Raw genomic sequence first — 14,782 nt, forward strand, 5'->3', positions numbered from 1 at the left:
CTCCTTGCTAGATCCTGGTCAGACGGTCTCCCGGACGGCACGGGCGAGGATGCTCAGCCCCTCGTCCAGCTCGTCCGGGGTGATGGTCAGGGCGGGCAGCAGCTTGACGACCTCGCTCTCCGGCCCCGACGTCTCTATGAGCAGCCCCAGTTCGAAGGCGCGTTTGGCGATCCGCCCGGCCCGCGCCTTCTCGTGGAACTCCATGCCCCACACCAGACCCCGGCCCCGGTACTCCCGTACGTCGGCGAGGTTCTCCTCGACGATCGCGATGAGCCCCTGCTCGACCTGCTCGCCCTTGGCCCGGGTCTGCTTCTCCATCGCCGGGCCGTCGGTCCAGTAGCTCTCCAGGGCGGCGGCCGCGGTGACGAAGGCGGGGTTGTTGCCGCGGAAGGTCCCGTTGTGCTCGCCCGGCTCCCACACGTCCAGCTCGGGCCGGAACAGGCACAGCGACATGGGCAGTCCGTAGCCGCTGATGGACTTCGACACCGTGACGATGTCGGGGACGATCCCGGCCTCCTCGAAGGAGAAGAAGGCGCCGGTGCGTCCGCAGCCCATCTGGATGTCGTCGACGATCAGCAGCATGTCCTGCCGCTCGCACAGCTCCTTGAGAGCGCGCAGCCACTCGGGCCGTGCGACGTTGATGCCGCCCTCGCCCTGCACGGTCTCCACGATCACCGCGGCGGGCTTGTTGAGCCCCGACCCCTGGTCCTCGAGGAGCCGCTCGAACCATAGGAAGTCCGGGACCTTGCCCTCGAAGTAGTTGTCGAAGGGCATCGGCGTCCCGTGCACCAGCGGAATCCCGGCCCCGGCCCGCTTGAAGGCGTTGCCGGTGACGGCGAGCGATCCGAGGGACATCCCGTGGAAGGCGTTGGTGAACGAGACGATCGCCTCGCGCCCCTTCACCTTGCGCGCCAGCTTCAGCGCGGACTCCACGGCGTTGGTGCCGGTGGGACCGGGGAACATGACCTTGTACGGCAGGTCGCGCGGCCGCAGCACCAGGTCCTGGAAGGTCTGGAGGAACGACCGCTTGGCGGTGGTCGACATGTCGAGGCCGTGGGTGACCCCGTCACGTTCCAGATAGTCGAGCAACGCCCGTTTCAGCACCGGGTTGTTGTGGCCGTAGTTGAGTGACCCGGCGCCGGCGAAGAAGTCCAGGTACTCGTGGCCGTCCTCGTCGTACATCCGGCTGCCCCGGGCCTGGTCGAACACGGTCGGCCAGGCGCGGCAGTAGCTGCGGACCTCGGACTCCAGGGTCTCGAAGACACTCAGGTCGGGCTGGGTGATGGTCACAGGGAGGCTCCTCAGTGCGATGTGGGGGTCAAGGGGCCGATGCGGTACAGGACTTCGGGGTCGTGCGGACCGTCCGGGAACTCGCCGGCCTCGAACAGCACGGTGCGCTCGACGGTGGCGCCGTGCCGGGCGGCGTACGAGGTGAACAGCCGCTCGGAGGCGGTGTTCCCGGGCGTGATGGTGGTCTCGACGGCGGTGAGCGGCTGTTCGGCGGCCACCCGCGCCGTGAGCCCGTCCAGCAGCTTCGCCGCGACACCGCGGCCGCGCTGGACGGCGTCCACGGCCACCTGCCAGACGAGCAGCGTGTCCGGGCGGTCCGGCCGGGTGTACCCGGTCACGAATCCGACCGGCTCGCCGTCCGCGCCGCGCGCCACCGCCGACGTGCCGGCGAAATCCCGGCACCACAGCAGATAGCTGTACGAGGAGTTCAGATCGAGGCTTCCGGAATCCTTTGCGATACGCCACAGGGCGGCGCCGTCGGTCACCATCGGGCGCTCGACGATCAGGTCTGCTTGTGGTGCGGTCATGCGGACTGAATTTAGCGAGGCAAATGCAAAAATGCACGGCGGGTGCTGTTGCCAGCTCGATCCGCCGTGCCCGTATGTGCCGATATTTCCCACCACAAACCGGGCAAATGACCCGGTTATGTGGAGTGCGTCACAGGGTTGAAACCTGGATGAAATTACCCCGGTTTAGCTCCGCAAAAAGCGGGCAGAAGAACTCGGGTAAGCCATCCAACAAAAGGGAATTCGGAATTGCCTTGAATTCTGGCGCCGTTAACACTTTCGATATGCCGCCGGCGGCCCGGGCAAGCCGCCCGACGCGGGTGGCGTCACCGGTGCGGGGTGAATCGCCGGTGCCGCCTCCCGCCCGTTTCCGGCCGCTACCGCCAGACGGACTCCACCGCCCGCCGGGCCCCCTCCAGGTCCACCGTCCGGCCCCGCTTCGCCAGCCCCGCGCCGAGTGCCGCCAGGCTCGCGTGGACCGCGCCCACGGTCGCGTCCACTCCGTAGTGGTTCACCCGGATCATCTCGGTGGCCAGCGCGCCCCCGCCCGCGGCCAGCGGCAGCGTGCCGTCACCCGCCAGTGCCTCGGCGACCAGCTCCGACGCCACCACCCCCGACGGCACCCGCAGTGTCGTGGCGACCGGCGCGGCGTCCGACTCCTCGTACACGTACGGCTCCAGGCCGCCGCCCAGGGCCACCGCCCCGGCCCGGGTGGCCAGTGCCGCCGTACGGTGACGGCGCATCACCGTCTCCGGTCCGTCCGCCTCGATCCGCTCCAGGCACGCCTCCAGGGCGAGCATCTCCAGCTGTGCCGGAGCGTGCAGCAGCACCTTGCGGCCGCCGTCGACCCAGCGCTCCTTCCAGTCCAGCAGCGACAGATACGAGCGGCGCGGGGCCTGCGGGTTCGCCGCCATCCGGGCCCATGCCCGCTCGCTCACCGACACCGCCGAGACGCCGGCCGGGCCGCCCATCGCCTTCTGCGCCCCGATCACGCACAGGTCCACGCCCCAGGCGTCCGGCAGCACCGGCTCGGCCCCGACCGAGGCGACCGCGTCCAGATAGAAGAGGGCGCCCTGCTCCCGTACCACCGCGCCGATCTCCGCGACCGGGTTGGTGTTGCCGGTCGCCGCCTCCGCGTGCACCAGGGAGACGAAGTCGATCTCCGGGTGCTCGGCGAACGCCTCCCGGATCTGCGCGGCCGTCACCGCCGTGTGGAACGGCACCGCGAGGTCGATCACCGTCGCGCCGCAGTCCCGCAGCCAGTCGCCGAAGGTCTGCCCGTAGGGGCCGGTGATCACGTTCAGCGCGGTCGTCCCCGGCCCGGCGGCCGCCCTGATCGCGCCCTCCAGCGGCAGCAGCGCCTCGCCCTGGGTGATCAGGACGTCCTGCCGGGTGTCGAGGAGCCTGGCCACGCGGTCCTCGATGGCGGCGAAGTGCGCGGCGGTCAGCGGGGGCAGGTCGAGGAAGGGGTGGGTCACGGCGGTGCTCTCTTCGCTCACGGAGGGGTGGACCAGCATGAGCGTAACCGGCGCCCATCGCAGCCCCTTGACCGGCGGCGGGCGGTGGTGACCGGCGACTTCTTAGGCCGGACGGCCTCATTGCCATCGGATTGGTTTGAGAAACCCAAACATCTCCTTATAATCGGAACCCGCAAACGGAATGCAAAGCTCCACCACAGACTCACGGGAGGTCTCGTGACCACGCTCCTCGGGCACCGCCGGGCTCGCGCCCTGGCCGCCGTCACCGCCGCGGCCGGGCTGGCCCTCGTGGCCGGCTGCACGTCGAGCGGCAACGGCTCCAGCGCCTCCAGAACGGCCGCGGGCGGGGTCGAACTCGTCAAGGCCGGGCAGCTCACCACCTGCACCCACCTGCCGTACCCGCCGTTCCAGTCGGAGATCGACGGCAAGGTGCAGGGCTTCGACGTGTCGATGATCGACCTGGTCGCCAAGGACCTCGGCGTGAAGCAGCAGATCCTCGACACGCCGTTCGAGAACTTCAAGACCGGCGCCTTCCTCAACTCCGGCGAGTGCGACCTGGCCGCGGCCGGCATGACCATCACCGCCGAGCGCAAGAAGAACGTCGACTTCTCCGACCCCTACTTCGACGCCACCCAGGCCCTCCTGGTCGCCAAGGACAGCGGTATCACCTCGCTCGCCGACGCCAAGGCGAAGAAGGTCCAGCTGGGCACCCAGGCGCAGACCACCGGCGAGGACTACACGAAGGCGCAGGGCTTCGACCCGGTCTCCTTCGAGTCCTCCGACGCCGTCCTCAACGGCCTGCGCACCGGCCAGGTCAAGGCCGTCGTCATCGACTACCCGGTGGTCCAGGGCTGGCTGAAGGACAAGGCCAACGCCGCCGCCTTCCAGATCGCCGGGCAGATCAACACCGGTGAGCAGTACGGCTTCACGGTCAAGAAGGGCAACACCAAGCTCCTCGCCGCCGTCAACAAGGCGATCGCGGACGCCAAGGCCGACGGCACGTACAAGAAGCTGTACGAGAAGTGGATCGGCCCGTACGACGCGTCCGCGGCCTCTCCGGCCGCCTCATGACCGCCGCGGACACCGAATTCCAGCCCCGCAGGAAAGGCCTGAGCCGGCGGCAGAAGCGCCGGCTCTCCCGCGGTGCGCAGTACGTCGTCTTCGTGGCTGCCGTGATCGCCTTCGCGGTCGGCGCCGACTGGGGACGGCTGAAGAACCAGTTCGCGCAGTGGAGCATCGCCAAGCAGATGTTCCCGGACGTCATCACGCTGGCGCTGAAGAACACCGTGCTCTACACGGTGTCCGGGTTCGTCGTCGGCCTGGCGCTCGGCATGCTGATCGCGCTGATGCGGCTCTCCTCCGTCGGCCCCTACCGCTGGCTGGCCGGCATCTACATCGAGATCTTCCGCGGCCTGCCCGCCCTGCTGATCTTCATCTTCATCGGGGTCGCGGTCCCGCTGGCCTTCCCCGGCACGGAGATCGTCGGCGGCACCTACGGAAAGGTGGCGCTGGCCCTCGGCCTGGTCGCCGCCGCCTACATGGCCGAGACGATCCGCGCGGGCATCCAGGCGGTCCCCAAGGGCCAGCTGGAGGCGGCCCGTTCACTGGGCTTCTCGCCGGCCCGCGCGATGGTCTCGATCGTCATCCCGCAGGCGTTCCGCATCATCCTCCCGCCCCTGACCAACGAGTTGGTGCTCCTCTTCAAGGACTCCTCCCTGGTCCTGTTCCTCGGCGTCACCCTGGAGGAGCGCGAACTGTCCAAGTACGGCCGCGACCTGGCCAGTACGACCGCCAACTCCACACCGATCCTCGTCGCCGGCCTGTGCTACCTGCTGGTCACGATCCCGCTCGGTTTCGTGGTGCGCCGCATGGAGGCGAAGGCCCAGGAGGCCGTCAAATGAGCCGACCCGAGATCGAGCTGAAGGGCCTGCACAAGTCCTTCGGCGACAACGAGGTGCTGCGCGGCATCGACCTGGAGATCGGCCAGGGCGAGGTCGTGTGCGTCATCGGCCCGTCGGGCTCCGGCAAGTCCACGTTGCTCCGATGCGTCAACCTCCTGGAAGAGCCCACCAAGGGCCAGGTGTTCGTCGGCGGCACGGAGCTGACGGACCCCGATGTCGACATCGACGCCGTACGCCGCCGTATCGGCATGGTCTTCCAGCAGTTCAACCTCTTCCCGCACCTCACGGTGACCGACAACCTCACGCTGCCGCAGCGCCGGGTCCTGAGGCGGGACAAGGCGACGGCGGCACGGGTGGCCGCCGAGAACCTGCAGCGGGTGGGCCTCTCGGAGAAGGCGGACGCCTACCCGGCCTCCCTCTCCGGCGGCCAGCAGCAGCGCGTGGCGATCGCCCGCTCGCTGTCCATGGGCCCCGAGGTGATGCTCTTCGACGAGCCGACCTCGGCCCTCGACCCGGAGCTGGTCGGGGACGTGCTGGCGGTGATGCGGATGCTGGCCCGGGAGGGCATGACCATGATGGTCGTCACCCACGAGATGACCTTCGCCCGCGAGGTCGCCGACCGGGTCGTCTTCATGGACGGCGGGGTGATCGTGGAGGACGGCGCCCCCGACCGGGTCATCGGCAACCCGCGGCACGAGCGCACTCGCCATTTCCTCTCGCGCCTGCTGGATCCGGCGATGGCGGACGTGGAGGAGGGCCAGGACAGCGCCCCGTAGGGGGCGCGGGGCTGTATTCGATATGCGGCTACCGCCGCGTGGGCGCGACCAGCCACGACGCACCCGCACCCGACGAACTATCGTGCGTAGCATGAGCGATCAAGCGGCGCTGCACGTGAAGGGCCGGGTCCTGGTGGGACCCGAGGACATCCGCGACGAGCTGTGGGTGGTCGGCGGCCGGATCTCCTACGACCGCCCCACCGGCGCCCATGACATCACGACAGTGGACGGCTGGGCCCTCCCCGGTCTCGTCGACGCCCACTGCCATGTCGGGCTCGGCCCGGACGGGCCGGTCGACGCGGCCACCGCCGAGAAACAGGCCCTCACCGACCGCGAGGCCGGCACGCTGCTGATCCGGGACGCCGGGTCGCCCTCCGACACCCGCTGGGTCGACGACCGCGAGGACCTCCCGAAGATCATCCGGGCCGGCCGGCACATCGCCCGCACCCGCCGCTACATCAGGAACTTCGCCCACGAGATCGAGCCGGACGACCTGGTCGCCTACGTCGCCCAGGAGGCCCGGCGCGGTGACGGCTGGGTCAAGCTGGTCGGCGACTGGATCGACCGCGACCTCGGCGACCTGGCCCCCAGCTGGCCACGGGACGCGGTGGAGGCGGCGATCGCCCAGGCGCACCGGCTCGGCGCCCGGGTCACCGCCCACTGCTTCGCCGAGAACTCGCTCCAGGACCTGGTCGAGGCCGGCATCGACTGCGTCGAGCACGCGACCGGCCTGACGGAGGAGCTGATCCCCCTCTTCGCCGCACGCGGAGTCGCCATCGTCCCGACCCTCGTCAACATCGCCACCTTCCCCGACCTCGCGGCGGGCGGCGAGGCCAGGTTCCCGCGCTGGTCGGCCCATATGCGCCGGCTCCACGAGCGCCGCTACGACACCGTCCGGGCCGCCTACGACGCCGGCATCCCGGTCTACGTCGGCACCGACGCCGGCGGCTCCCTCGCCCACGGCCTGGTCGCGGGCGAGGTCGCCGAACTGGTCACCGCCGGGATCCCGCCCCTCGACGCGCTCGCGGCGACCAGCTGGGCGGCCCGCGCCTGGCTCGGCAGGCCCGGCCTGGAGGAGGGCGCACCGGCGGACCTGGTGGTGTACGAGAGCGACCCGCGCGCGGACGTACGCGTCCTCGCGTCCCCCCGCCGGGTGGTGCTGAACGGGCAGGTCGTCGAGTAAAGGAACGCCTGTGCCCGGCGGTTCGAATGCGTGCACGGAAAGTCCACTAATGAGTGAAGTCACGCTGGATTGCCGCCCGTTCACCCCTGGTGCGTAATTCTTGGCGGGTCCCGAGCAAGTTTCCTCTGGGGGTCCCACCACCTTGAACAGCGACACCTTCCGTATGCCCGCACGCCGTCTCGCGACCATCGCGACGGCCACCGCCCTGGTCGCCGGTCCCGCGGCCCTGGCGGGCGCGGGCGCCGCACACGCGACCACCGACCAGGGCCGCGCCGGCGCGGTCGTCCTCCGCACCGGCCTGGACGTCTCGCTCCTCGACAAGACCGTGAACGTCCCGCTCGCGGTCTCCCTGAACCAGGTCCAGGCACCGCAGAGCGCCGACCGCACCGCGCTGACCGCCACGCTCGACGGGGTGGACGGCGGCAAGCCGTTCAGCGTCCTGGGCGCCGAAGCCGCCTCGGCCAGGGCGACGGTCTCCGACAGCCTGGCCGAGGGCTCGGTCCACCTCGTCCACGCCCGGCTGCACCTGCCCGGCCTGCCCCTGCTGTCCCTCGTCGAACTCGACACGGTCACCTCCCGGGCCACCTGCGAGACCGGCAAGCAGCCGGTGGCCTCGGCGAACGTGCTCGGCGCCGTCACGGTCCTCGGCAAGCGCGTGACGCTGAGCGCGGGCGGCCCCACCGACGTCAAGGTCCCCGGCGTCGGCGAGGTCCGCCTCGACCTCTCCAAGCGCGAGACGACTTCGACGACGGCGGCGGCCAGCGCCCTGGAACTCAAGGTCTCCGTGAACCCGCTGAAGCTGAACGTGGCCGACGTGGAAGGAACGTTGACCCTCGCGAAGGCGACCTGCGAGACACCGCCGGACCCGGCCGCCCCGTCGGACCCGGCCGACCCGGTGACCGACGTCAAGCCCCAGGGCGCCCCGGCGAAGGAGACCAAGCTGGCGGAGACGGGCGGGAGTTCGATGACGCCGTATGCGGTGGGAGGAGCGCTCGCGCTCGTGGTGTCGGGCGGGGGAACGCTTCTCCTGGCGCGCCGCAGGCGTTCCTAGAGGCGTCCGCTGACGCGCCCCGGAGGGGTGCGGGGCGGTAGTCGATGTGCGGCTACCGCCGCGCGGGCGCGACCAGCCACAACGCACCCGCACTCACCCACGGCCCGCGGTTCCCCGGCCCCCCTCACCCCCGTATCAACATCAACGCCTGATCCAGCGCCTGCAAGAAGCCGTTCACCGTCCCCCGGTCCCGCACCGCGACCCGCACCCACTCCTCGTCCAGCCCGGGAAACGTGTCCCCCCGCCGCACCGCGTACCCCAACACCCGCAACTGCCGCCGCACCGCGGCCGCCCCGGCCATCCGGACGAGCACGAACGGCCCCTCCGCAGGTCCCGCCACCCGGACCCCCTCCGGCGCGAACTCCTCGAGTCCCGCCACCAGATGGGCCCGGTCGGCCGCCCCCCGGTGCGCCGCGTGCGCCGCCTCCGCCAGCGCCCGCGGCGCCACACACGCCTCGGCCGCCACCAACGCCGGCGCCGACACCGGCCACAAGGGCTGCGCCCGTGCCAGCTCCGCGATGATCTCCGGCGCGGCCAGCACATAGCCGACCCGCAGCCCCGCCAGCCCCCACGTCTTCGTCAGGCTCCGCAGCACCACCAGCCCCGGCACGTCGGTCCGCCCGGCCAGCGCCTCCCGCTCGCCCGGCACCGCGTCCATGAACGCCTCGTCGACCACCAGCGTCCGCCCGGGCCGGGCGAGCCGGGCGATCGCCTCGGCGGGATGCAGCACCGACGTGGGGTTGGTCGGATTGCCGATCAGCACCAGGTCGGCGTCCTCCGGCACGGCCGCGGGGTCGAGCCGGAACCCGTCCGCCTCCCGCAGCAGCACCCGGTCCACGGTGTGTCCCGCGTCCCGCAGCGCCGCCTCCGGCTCGGTGAACTGCGGATGCACCACCACCGGCCGGCGCACCTTCAGCGCACGCGCCAGCAGCACGAACGCCTCCGCCGCGCCCGCCGTCAGCAGCACCCGCTCCACCGGCAGCCCGTGCCGCGCGGCGACCGCCGCCCGTGCCGCCCGCCCGTCGGGATAGGCCGCGAGACCGGCCAGCGATCCGGCGATCCGCTCCCGCAGCCAGGCCGGGGGAGTGTCGGCCCGTACGTTGACCGCGAGGTCGATCAGCGCGGAACCGTCGTCACGGACCTCGGCGTCACCGTGGTGCCGCAGATCGTGCGGGCCTCCCGAACCGCCGGAACCGTCGTCAGTGCGCATGCGCGTGGCCGCCGTGGTGATGGTGGTGCCCGTGGTCGTGGCCGTCGTCGTCGGGATGGAAGTGCGGCTGCTGCGGCAGCCCCACCTTGTCCTCGAAACCGGGCATCGCGATCCGGTACACACACGAGTCGCAGTTCATCCGCACCTCGCCGGCGGCCGCCTCCCGGTACCGCTCCATCACCAGGTCGAGCAGCTCCGGCTCGGGCCCGATGACGTCCGCCGAGCGCACCTCGGCCTCGGGGTGCGCGGCCGCCCAGCCCTCGGTCTGCTGCCGCACCCGCTCCGGCAGGATCCCGGTGAACAGGAAGTACGGGAGGACGACGATCCGGCGCGCCCCCAGTTTCAGACACCGGTCGAGTCCGCTCGGCACGTCCGGCGCGGCCAGCGACACGAACGCCGTCTCCACACCGGCGTAGCCGCGCCCCTCCCACAGCAGCCGTGCCGCCCTGTGCACCTCGGCGTTGGCGTCCGGGTCCGTGGACCCCCGGCCCACCAGCAGCACGGTGACGTCCGCCCGGTCCAGCGGGGCGCGCCCCCCGTCGGCGCCCAGAGCCTCGTCCAGGCGCCGCTCGAGCACGGTCAGCAGCGCGGGATGCGGGCCCAGCGGACGCCCGTACGTGTAGGAGATCCCCGGGTGCCGTTCCTTCTCCCGGGCCAGCGCGGCCGGGATGTCGCCCTTGGCGTGCCCGGCGGAGACCAGCATCAGCGGTACGGCGGCGAACCGTCGTACCCCGCGCTCGACCAGCTCGGCCACCGCCTCGCCCAGCGGGGGCGGGGACAGCTCGATGAAGCCGCCGGCGACGGGCAGTTCGGGGTGGCGGCGGCCCAGCTCCCGTACGAAGTCACGGAACGCCTCGGCCCCGGCTTCGTCCCGGGTGCCATGGCCGGCGATGAGCAGGGCGGGCGGGGTGGTCACAGCGTCTCCTCGGAAGTGGGGTGGTACAGCAGGGCGTTGAGCGCGGCGGCGGCGACCGCCGAGCCGCCCTTCTCGGACACGTTGCTGACGGCGGGCAGCCCGCTCTCCCGCAACGCGGCCTTGGATTCGACGGCGCCGACGAAGCCGACGGGCAGACCGATGACGAGCGCGGGGGAGGCGTCCAGCGTCAGCAGCTCCTCCAGAGCGGTCGGCGCGTTGCCGATCACCCAGAGTGCGCCGGGGCCCACCTGCTCGTACGCGAGGCGGATCGCGTGCGCCGAACGGGTGAGCCCGGCAACGGACTTGGCGTCACGCAGCCGGCACACCGTCTCCCGGCGGGTGATCCCGGCGGCGACCATCTCCACGTCCACCACGACCGGCGCCCCGGCGTGCAGCGCGGCATGCGCCTTCACCAGGTCGTCCTCGTCGGTCACGAGGTCGCTCGCGTACTCCAGGTCGGCGGCGGAGTGGACGACCCGCTCCACCACGGCGCGGGTCAGCGGCGGGAAGTGCGAGGTGTCCAGGCGGGCCCGCAGCCGCCGGAAGGACTCCTCCTCGATGGGATGGACGACCCGGTTCACTCGGCCCCCTCCGGAGCGCTCTCCTGCCAGCGGTAACCACGCGGGGTGACCATGCGCCCGGCGATGTTCCTGGTCGCCGTGTTGCCCACGGTCACGACGGTCATCATGTCGACCCACGCCGGGTCGAGTGCGCCCAGGGTGGTCACCCGGCTCGACTCGTCGGGGCGCGAGGCGTTGCGTACGACACCGACCGGCGTCGCCGGCTCGCGGTGCTCGGCGAGGAGCGTGAGCGCCTTCGGCAGCTGCCAGTCACGGCCCCGGGAGCGCGGGTTGTAGAAGGTCACCACGATGTCCGCCGCGGCGGCGGCCCGCACCCGGCGCTCGATGACCTCCCACGGCGTGTGCAGGTCGGACAGGCTGATGGAGACGTGGTCGTGGCCCAGCGGCGCGCCCAGGATCGCCCCGGCGGCGAGCGCCGCGGTGACGCCCGGGACGCCGATCACGTCGATGTCGTCGGAGGCCTCGGCGAGCGCGGGCGAGGCCATCGCGTACACGCCGGCGTCGCCGCTGCCGATCAGCGCGACGGCATGCCCGGCACGCGCCTCGGCGACCGCGGTCCGCGCCCGCTCCTCCTCGGCGCCGAGCCCCGACTCCAGGACGCGGGTACCGGGCCGCAGCAGGTCGCGGATCTGGTCCACGTACTGGTCGAGCCCGACGAGCACGGAGGCGCGCCGGAGTTCGGCCTTGGCGCGCGGGGTGAGCAGGTCGCGGGCGCCGGGTCCGAGCCCGACGACCGCGAGCCGGCCACGCGCGGGTCGTCGTACGACGGCGCAGGTCGCCATGGCGGGCCGGCCGTCCGCAGGGGCCGACTTCCGCTTGGGGACGAGGAGTTCCCCGCCACGCACCAGGGCCGCGGCCTCCGCGACGGACGGGGTGCCGACGGCGGCCAGCGGCGCGTCGGAGGGGTTGGGCACCGCCACCGCGGCCAGCTCCTCGGCGGTGTACGTCACCAGGGGGACCCCGAGCCGTGCGGCCGCCTCGACGATGCCGGGCTCCCCGGCCTTGGCGTCGACGGTGGCGAGTCCGGCGACGCTACGAGGGGAGAGTCCCGCGTCCCGCAGGGCCCCCTCGACCAGGCTGAGCACCTCGTCGACCGGAGCGCCCTTGGAGGCGCCGACGCCCACCACGAGGGACGGCGGGCGCAACAGCACCTCGCGCTCGGCGGGTTCGACCGCGCGGTCGGTCAGCCGGACCGTGTACGCGCCCTCCCCGGCCAGCGGCAGCGGCGGCAGCGGCCACGTCAGCTCGGTGCGCAGGGCGACCGGTTCACCGTCCAGCAGGGCCCGTGACACGGTCGCCACCGAGCCCTCGACGGGGAAGCCCAGGGTGTCGAGGCCGGGCAGTCCGACGGAGTCCGTCGCGGTGGTCACCACCGGCTGCGCGGCCAGGACCTCGGCCACCTCCCGGGCGAGTTCGTTCGCGCCGCCCGCGTGCCCGCCGACCAGGGACACGGCGAACCGCCCGCCCTCGTCGACGCAGACCACACCCGGGTCGGCCGTCTTCTCGCCCAGCAGCGGGGCGATCAGCCGGACCACCGCACCCGTGGCCAGGAAACACACCAGTTGCCCGCACTCCGCGAACGCGGACCGCACGGCGTCCCCGACCGGACCGTCGTACACCCGCGTGCGGTCCGGCCACGCCGCGGCCAGCCGGTCGCGTGCCGCCGCCCCCGCCGCGGTGGCGGAAATGAGGCCGATCACTGAGCAACTCCTTCTTCGGAGGGTTCTTCGGAGGGTTCTTCGGAAAGGGGGATTCGATCCCCCCACAGCAGGAACACGGGATTGGCCGCCGCCAGCCGGGTGACATCCCCGGGCAGCGGCGCGAGACGCGAGGACTGCAGCAGCACCCCGTCGCAGGAGAACCCGGCACCGGTCAGCGCCTCGCGCGCCGCCGGTACCCGGTCGAGGGCGGCCAGCGCGACCACCACCGACCGCCGGGCCCGCAGCGCGCAGGCACCCACCACGGCGGGCAGCTCACGACCCCCGCCGCCGACGAACACGGCGTCGGGATCCGGGAGTCCGGCCAGGGCCTCGGGCGCCGTACCGTGCACCACGTCCACGTACACGCCGTGCGCCCGCGCGTTGGCGGCGATCCGCTCGACCCCGTCCGCGGCCCTCTCCACGGCGACGGCGGCCGCCCCGAGCCGGGCGCACTCCACCGCCACCGACCCGGAACCCGCGCCGACGTCCCAGACCAGGTCGCCGATCCGCGGCCCGAGCCGGGCCAGCGCCAGCGCCCGTACCTCGAACTTGGTGATCATCGAATCCCGGTGCGCGAACTCCCGCTCGTCCAGGGCCCATCGGGCGGGCCCGGCGGCCACCCCGGCGACGGTACGCGCCGCCCCGAGCACCCGCGCCGGGTCCAGGCACAGCACCACGTTGACGTCCGCTCCCCAGTCCCGGCCGGCGGCCTCGGCGGGCGTGACCCGCTCCACCCGCTCCCGCCCGGGGTCACCGAGCGCGCTCGCCACGACCAGCAGCCGGTCCGCCGGCACCGCGGCCCCCAGCTCCGCCGGGCCGGCCCCCGGCCCGGTCAGCACCGCCACCTTCGGATGCGCCCGGCAGACGTGCACCGCCGTACGCGGCTCCCGCCCGTGCGCGCTCACCACCACCGCGTCGTCCCAGGGCAGCCCGACCCGTGCGAACGCGGCGGCGACGGACGACACCCCGGCCCGCACCTCCAGCCGCTCCGGCCCGAACCGCTCGGCCAGCGCCCGCACGATCCCGAAGAACCCGGGATCGCCCGAGGCCAGCACGGCCACCGGGCGGTCCTTTTCGACGTACTCCTCGACGGCGTCGAGCGCGGGTGCCAGCGGCCCGAGGACGATCCGCTCGGCCCCCTCCGGCAGCCGCACGGCGTCCAGGTGCCGTCGCCCCCCGACCACCAGCGTGGCCCCGGCCAGCGCCTCCGGGGCCAGGGGCGCCCCCGTCCCCGTACCGATGACCGTGATCACGTACTCGCCCCCCGCTCACGCAGCGCCTTCCGCGCCTGAGGGTCGGCCTTGCGGAAGCCGTGGAAGTGGCCGGGGTGGTAGAGGTGCGAGCGGGTGCCGTGGGCGTCCAGGGCGGGGCCGACCAGGAACAGGGTGTGCTTCCAGAGCTTGTGCTCCTTGACGGTCTCCTCCAGCGTCTCGATCGTGCACTTCACGACCAGCTCCTCCGGCCACGTCGCCTGGTAGGCGACGACCACCGGCGTCGACGTCGGATAGCCGCCCTCCAGCAGCTCCCGCACCAGCTGCCCGCTGCGCGCGGCGGAGAGGAAGATCGCCATGGTGGTGCCGTGCCGGGCGAACTCCCGTACCTCCTCGCCCGGCGGCATCGGCGTCTTGCCGCCGCCGAGCCGGGTCAGGACGACGGACTGGGCGACCTCGGGAATGGTCAGCTCGCGCTGGGCGAGCGCGGCGACGGCCGAGAACGAGGACACCCCCGGCACGATCTCGACCTCGACGCCGATCCCGGCACACCGGTCGACCTGCTCCTGGGTACCGCCCCACAGGGCCGGATCGCCGGAGTGGATCCGGGCGACCCGCAGCCCCTCCGCCCCGGCCCGCTCGTAGACGGCGACGACGTCCTCCAACGACATCGTGGCCGAGTCGAGGATCTCGGCGTCCTCGCGCGCGTGCCGGAGGACCTCCGCCTGGACCAGGCTCGCGGCCCAGATCACCACGTCGGCCTCGGCGATCGCACGCGCGGCCCGGAACGTCAGCAGATCGGCGGCGCCGGGACCGGCACCGACGAAGGTCACCCTGCCGGTGGGGGCGGCGCCGCAGGCAGTGGCTGCGACAGCGGCAGAGGCAGCGGCATCGGCCATGGAAAATCGGTCCTCTCTGGACAAACGGTGTTACGGGTGCTGCTGGATGTGCGCTGGGGCGGGTCGATCGGATAGCAAGG

The 14,782-nt window shown here is 72.5% G+C and carries 14 protein-coding genes; 5 read left to right on the forward strand and 9 right to left on the reverse strand.

Annotated features, from left to right (window positions below):
• Positions 1 to 18 precede the first annotated feature (18 nt).
• From ectB to ACWDGI_RS26635, 3 genes are all read right to left on the reverse strand, one after another.
• Positions 19 to 1,290 carry a diaminobutyrate--2-oxoglutarate transaminase gene (ectB, locus tag ACWDGI_RS26625; RefSeq protein WP_450763027.1) on the reverse strand — a complete coding sequence of 424 codons (1,272 nt, stop codon included), beginning with the start codon at positions 1,288 to 1,290 and terminating at the stop codon, positions 19 to 21.
• 11 nt (positions 1,291 to 1,301) lie between these two features.
• Positions 1,302 to 1,817, reverse strand: a complete 516-nt coding sequence (gene ectA, locus ACWDGI_RS26630; RefSeq protein WP_450763029.1) for a diaminobutyrate acetyltransferase — start codon at positions 1,815 to 1,817, stop codon at positions 1,302 to 1,304.
• Between the two features lie 356 nt (positions 1,818 to 2,173).
• Positions 2,174 to 3,274 carry a pyridoxal-phosphate-dependent aminotransferase family protein gene (locus tag ACWDGI_RS26635; protein WP_450763214.1) on the reverse strand — a complete coding sequence of 367 codons (1,101 nt, stop codon included), beginning with the start codon at positions 3,272 to 3,274 and terminating at the stop codon, positions 2,174 to 2,176.
• A gap of 216 nt (positions 3,275 to 3,490) precedes the next feature.
• Here ACWDGI_RS26635 and ACWDGI_RS26640 point away from each other — a divergent pair, with 216 nt between their 5' ends.
• The 5 genes from ACWDGI_RS26640 to ACWDGI_RS26660 all read left to right on the forward strand — a co-directional run bounded on the left by ACWDGI_RS26640 (position 3,491) and on the right by ACWDGI_RS26660 (position 8,185).
• Positions 3,491 to 4,345 (forward strand): transporter substrate-binding domain-containing protein, encoded by an 855-nt coding sequence (locus ACWDGI_RS26640; protein ID WP_450763031.1) that lies wholly within the window; start codon positions 3,491 to 3,493, stop codon positions 4,343 to 4,345.
• Positions 4,342 to 5,175, forward strand: a complete 834-nt coding sequence (locus ACWDGI_RS26645; protein WP_450763033.1) for an amino acid ABC transporter permease — start codon at positions 4,342 to 4,344, stop codon at positions 5,173 to 5,175. Before ACWDGI_RS26640 ends, ACWDGI_RS26645 begins: the two co-directional genes overlap by 4 nt.
• Positions 5,172 to 5,951: an amino acid ABC transporter ATP-binding protein gene (locus ACWDGI_RS26650; RefSeq protein ID WP_450763035.1), complete on the forward strand. Its 780-nt coding sequence runs from the start codon at positions 5,172 to 5,174 to the stop codon at positions 5,949 to 5,951. Before ACWDGI_RS26645 ends, ACWDGI_RS26650 begins: the two co-directional genes overlap by 4 nt.
• A 91-nt stretch (positions 5,952 to 6,042) precedes the next feature.
• Entirely contained in the window at positions 6,043 to 7,134 is a 1,092-nt protein-coding gene (locus ACWDGI_RS26655) for an amidohydrolase family protein (protein WP_450763037.1), read from the forward strand.
• Between the two features lie 142 nt (positions 7,135 to 7,276).
• Positions 7,277 to 8,185 (forward strand): SCO1860 family LAETG-anchored protein, encoded by a 909-nt coding sequence (locus tag ACWDGI_RS26660; RefSeq protein WP_450763039.1) that lies wholly within the window; start codon positions 7,277 to 7,279, stop codon positions 8,183 to 8,185.
• A gap of 124 nt (positions 8,186 to 8,309) precedes the next feature.
• Here the strand turns inward: ACWDGI_RS26660 and cobC are convergent, their stop codons facing one another.
• From cobC to cobM, 6 genes are read right to left on the reverse strand one after another with little or no spacing between them, the layout of a single operon-like run.
• Entirely contained in the window at positions 8,310 to 9,395 is a 1,086-nt protein-coding gene (gene cobC / locus ACWDGI_RS26665) for an Rv2231c family pyridoxal phosphate-dependent protein CobC (RefSeq protein ID WP_450763041.1), read from the reverse strand.
• Positions 9,385 to 10,311, reverse strand: coding sequence for a sirohydrochlorin chelatase (locus ACWDGI_RS26670; protein WP_450763043.1), 927 nt, complete (start codon positions 10,309 to 10,311; stop codon positions 9,385 to 9,387). The genes cobC and ACWDGI_RS26670 overlap by 11 nt, the downstream gene beginning before the upstream one ends.
• Positions 10,308 to 10,892, reverse strand: a complete 585-nt coding sequence (locus tag ACWDGI_RS26675) for a precorrin-8X methylmutase (RefSeq protein WP_351733119.1) — start codon at positions 10,890 to 10,892, stop codon at positions 10,308 to 10,310. Before ACWDGI_RS26675 ends, ACWDGI_RS26670 begins: the two co-directional genes overlap by 4 nt.
• The gene (gene cobJ / locus ACWDGI_RS26680) at positions 10,889 to 12,592 is read right to left on the reverse strand and encodes a precorrin-3B C(17)-methyltransferase (RefSeq protein ID WP_450763045.1); all 1,704 of its coding nucleotides are present in this window, start codon (positions 12,590 to 12,592) and stop codon (positions 10,889 to 10,891) included. The genes ACWDGI_RS26675 and cobJ overlap by 4 nt, the downstream gene beginning before the upstream one ends.
• The gene (gene cbiE, locus ACWDGI_RS26685) at positions 12,589 to 13,845 is read right to left on the reverse strand and encodes a precorrin-6y C5,15-methyltransferase (decarboxylating) subunit CbiE (RefSeq protein ID WP_450763047.1); all 1,257 of its coding nucleotides are present in this window, start codon (positions 13,843 to 13,845) and stop codon (positions 12,589 to 12,591) included. Before cbiE ends, cobJ begins: the two co-directional genes overlap by 4 nt.
• Positions 13,842 to 14,702 (reverse strand): precorrin-4 C(11)-methyltransferase, encoded by an 861-nt coding sequence (cobM, locus tag ACWDGI_RS26690; RefSeq protein ID WP_450763049.1) that lies wholly within the window; start codon positions 14,700 to 14,702, stop codon positions 13,842 to 13,844. The genes cbiE and cobM overlap by 4 nt, the downstream gene beginning before the upstream one ends.
• Positions 14,703 to 14,782: the final 80 nt, after the last annotated feature.

The sequence above is a fragment of the Streptomyces sp. NPDC001220 genome (assembly GCF_053597895.1).

Coding starts and splice junctions, on each gene's coding strand:
- ectA (WP_450763029.1), bottom strand. CDS start 1,817: ATGACCGCACCACAAGCAGACCTGATCGTCGAGCGCCCGATGGTGACC.
- ACWDGI_RS26645 (WP_450763033.1), top strand. CDS start 4,342: ATGACCGCCGCGGACACCGAATTCCAGCCCCGCAGGAAAGGCCTGAGC.
- ACWDGI_RS26650 (WP_450763035.1), top strand. CDS start 5,172: ATGAGCCGACCCGAGATCGAGCTGAAGGGCCTGCACAAGTCCTTCGGC.
- ACWDGI_RS26655 (WP_450763037.1), top strand. CDS start 6,043: ATGAGCGATCAAGCGGCGCTGCACGTGAAGGGCCGGGTCCTGGTGGGA.
- cobC (WP_450763041.1), bottom strand. CDS start 9,395: ATGCGCACTGACGACGGTTCCGGCGGTTCGGGAGGCCCGCACGATCTG.
- cobM (WP_450763049.1), bottom strand. CDS start 14,702: ATGGCCGATGCCGCTGCCTCTGCCGCTGTCGCAGCCACTGCCTGCGGC.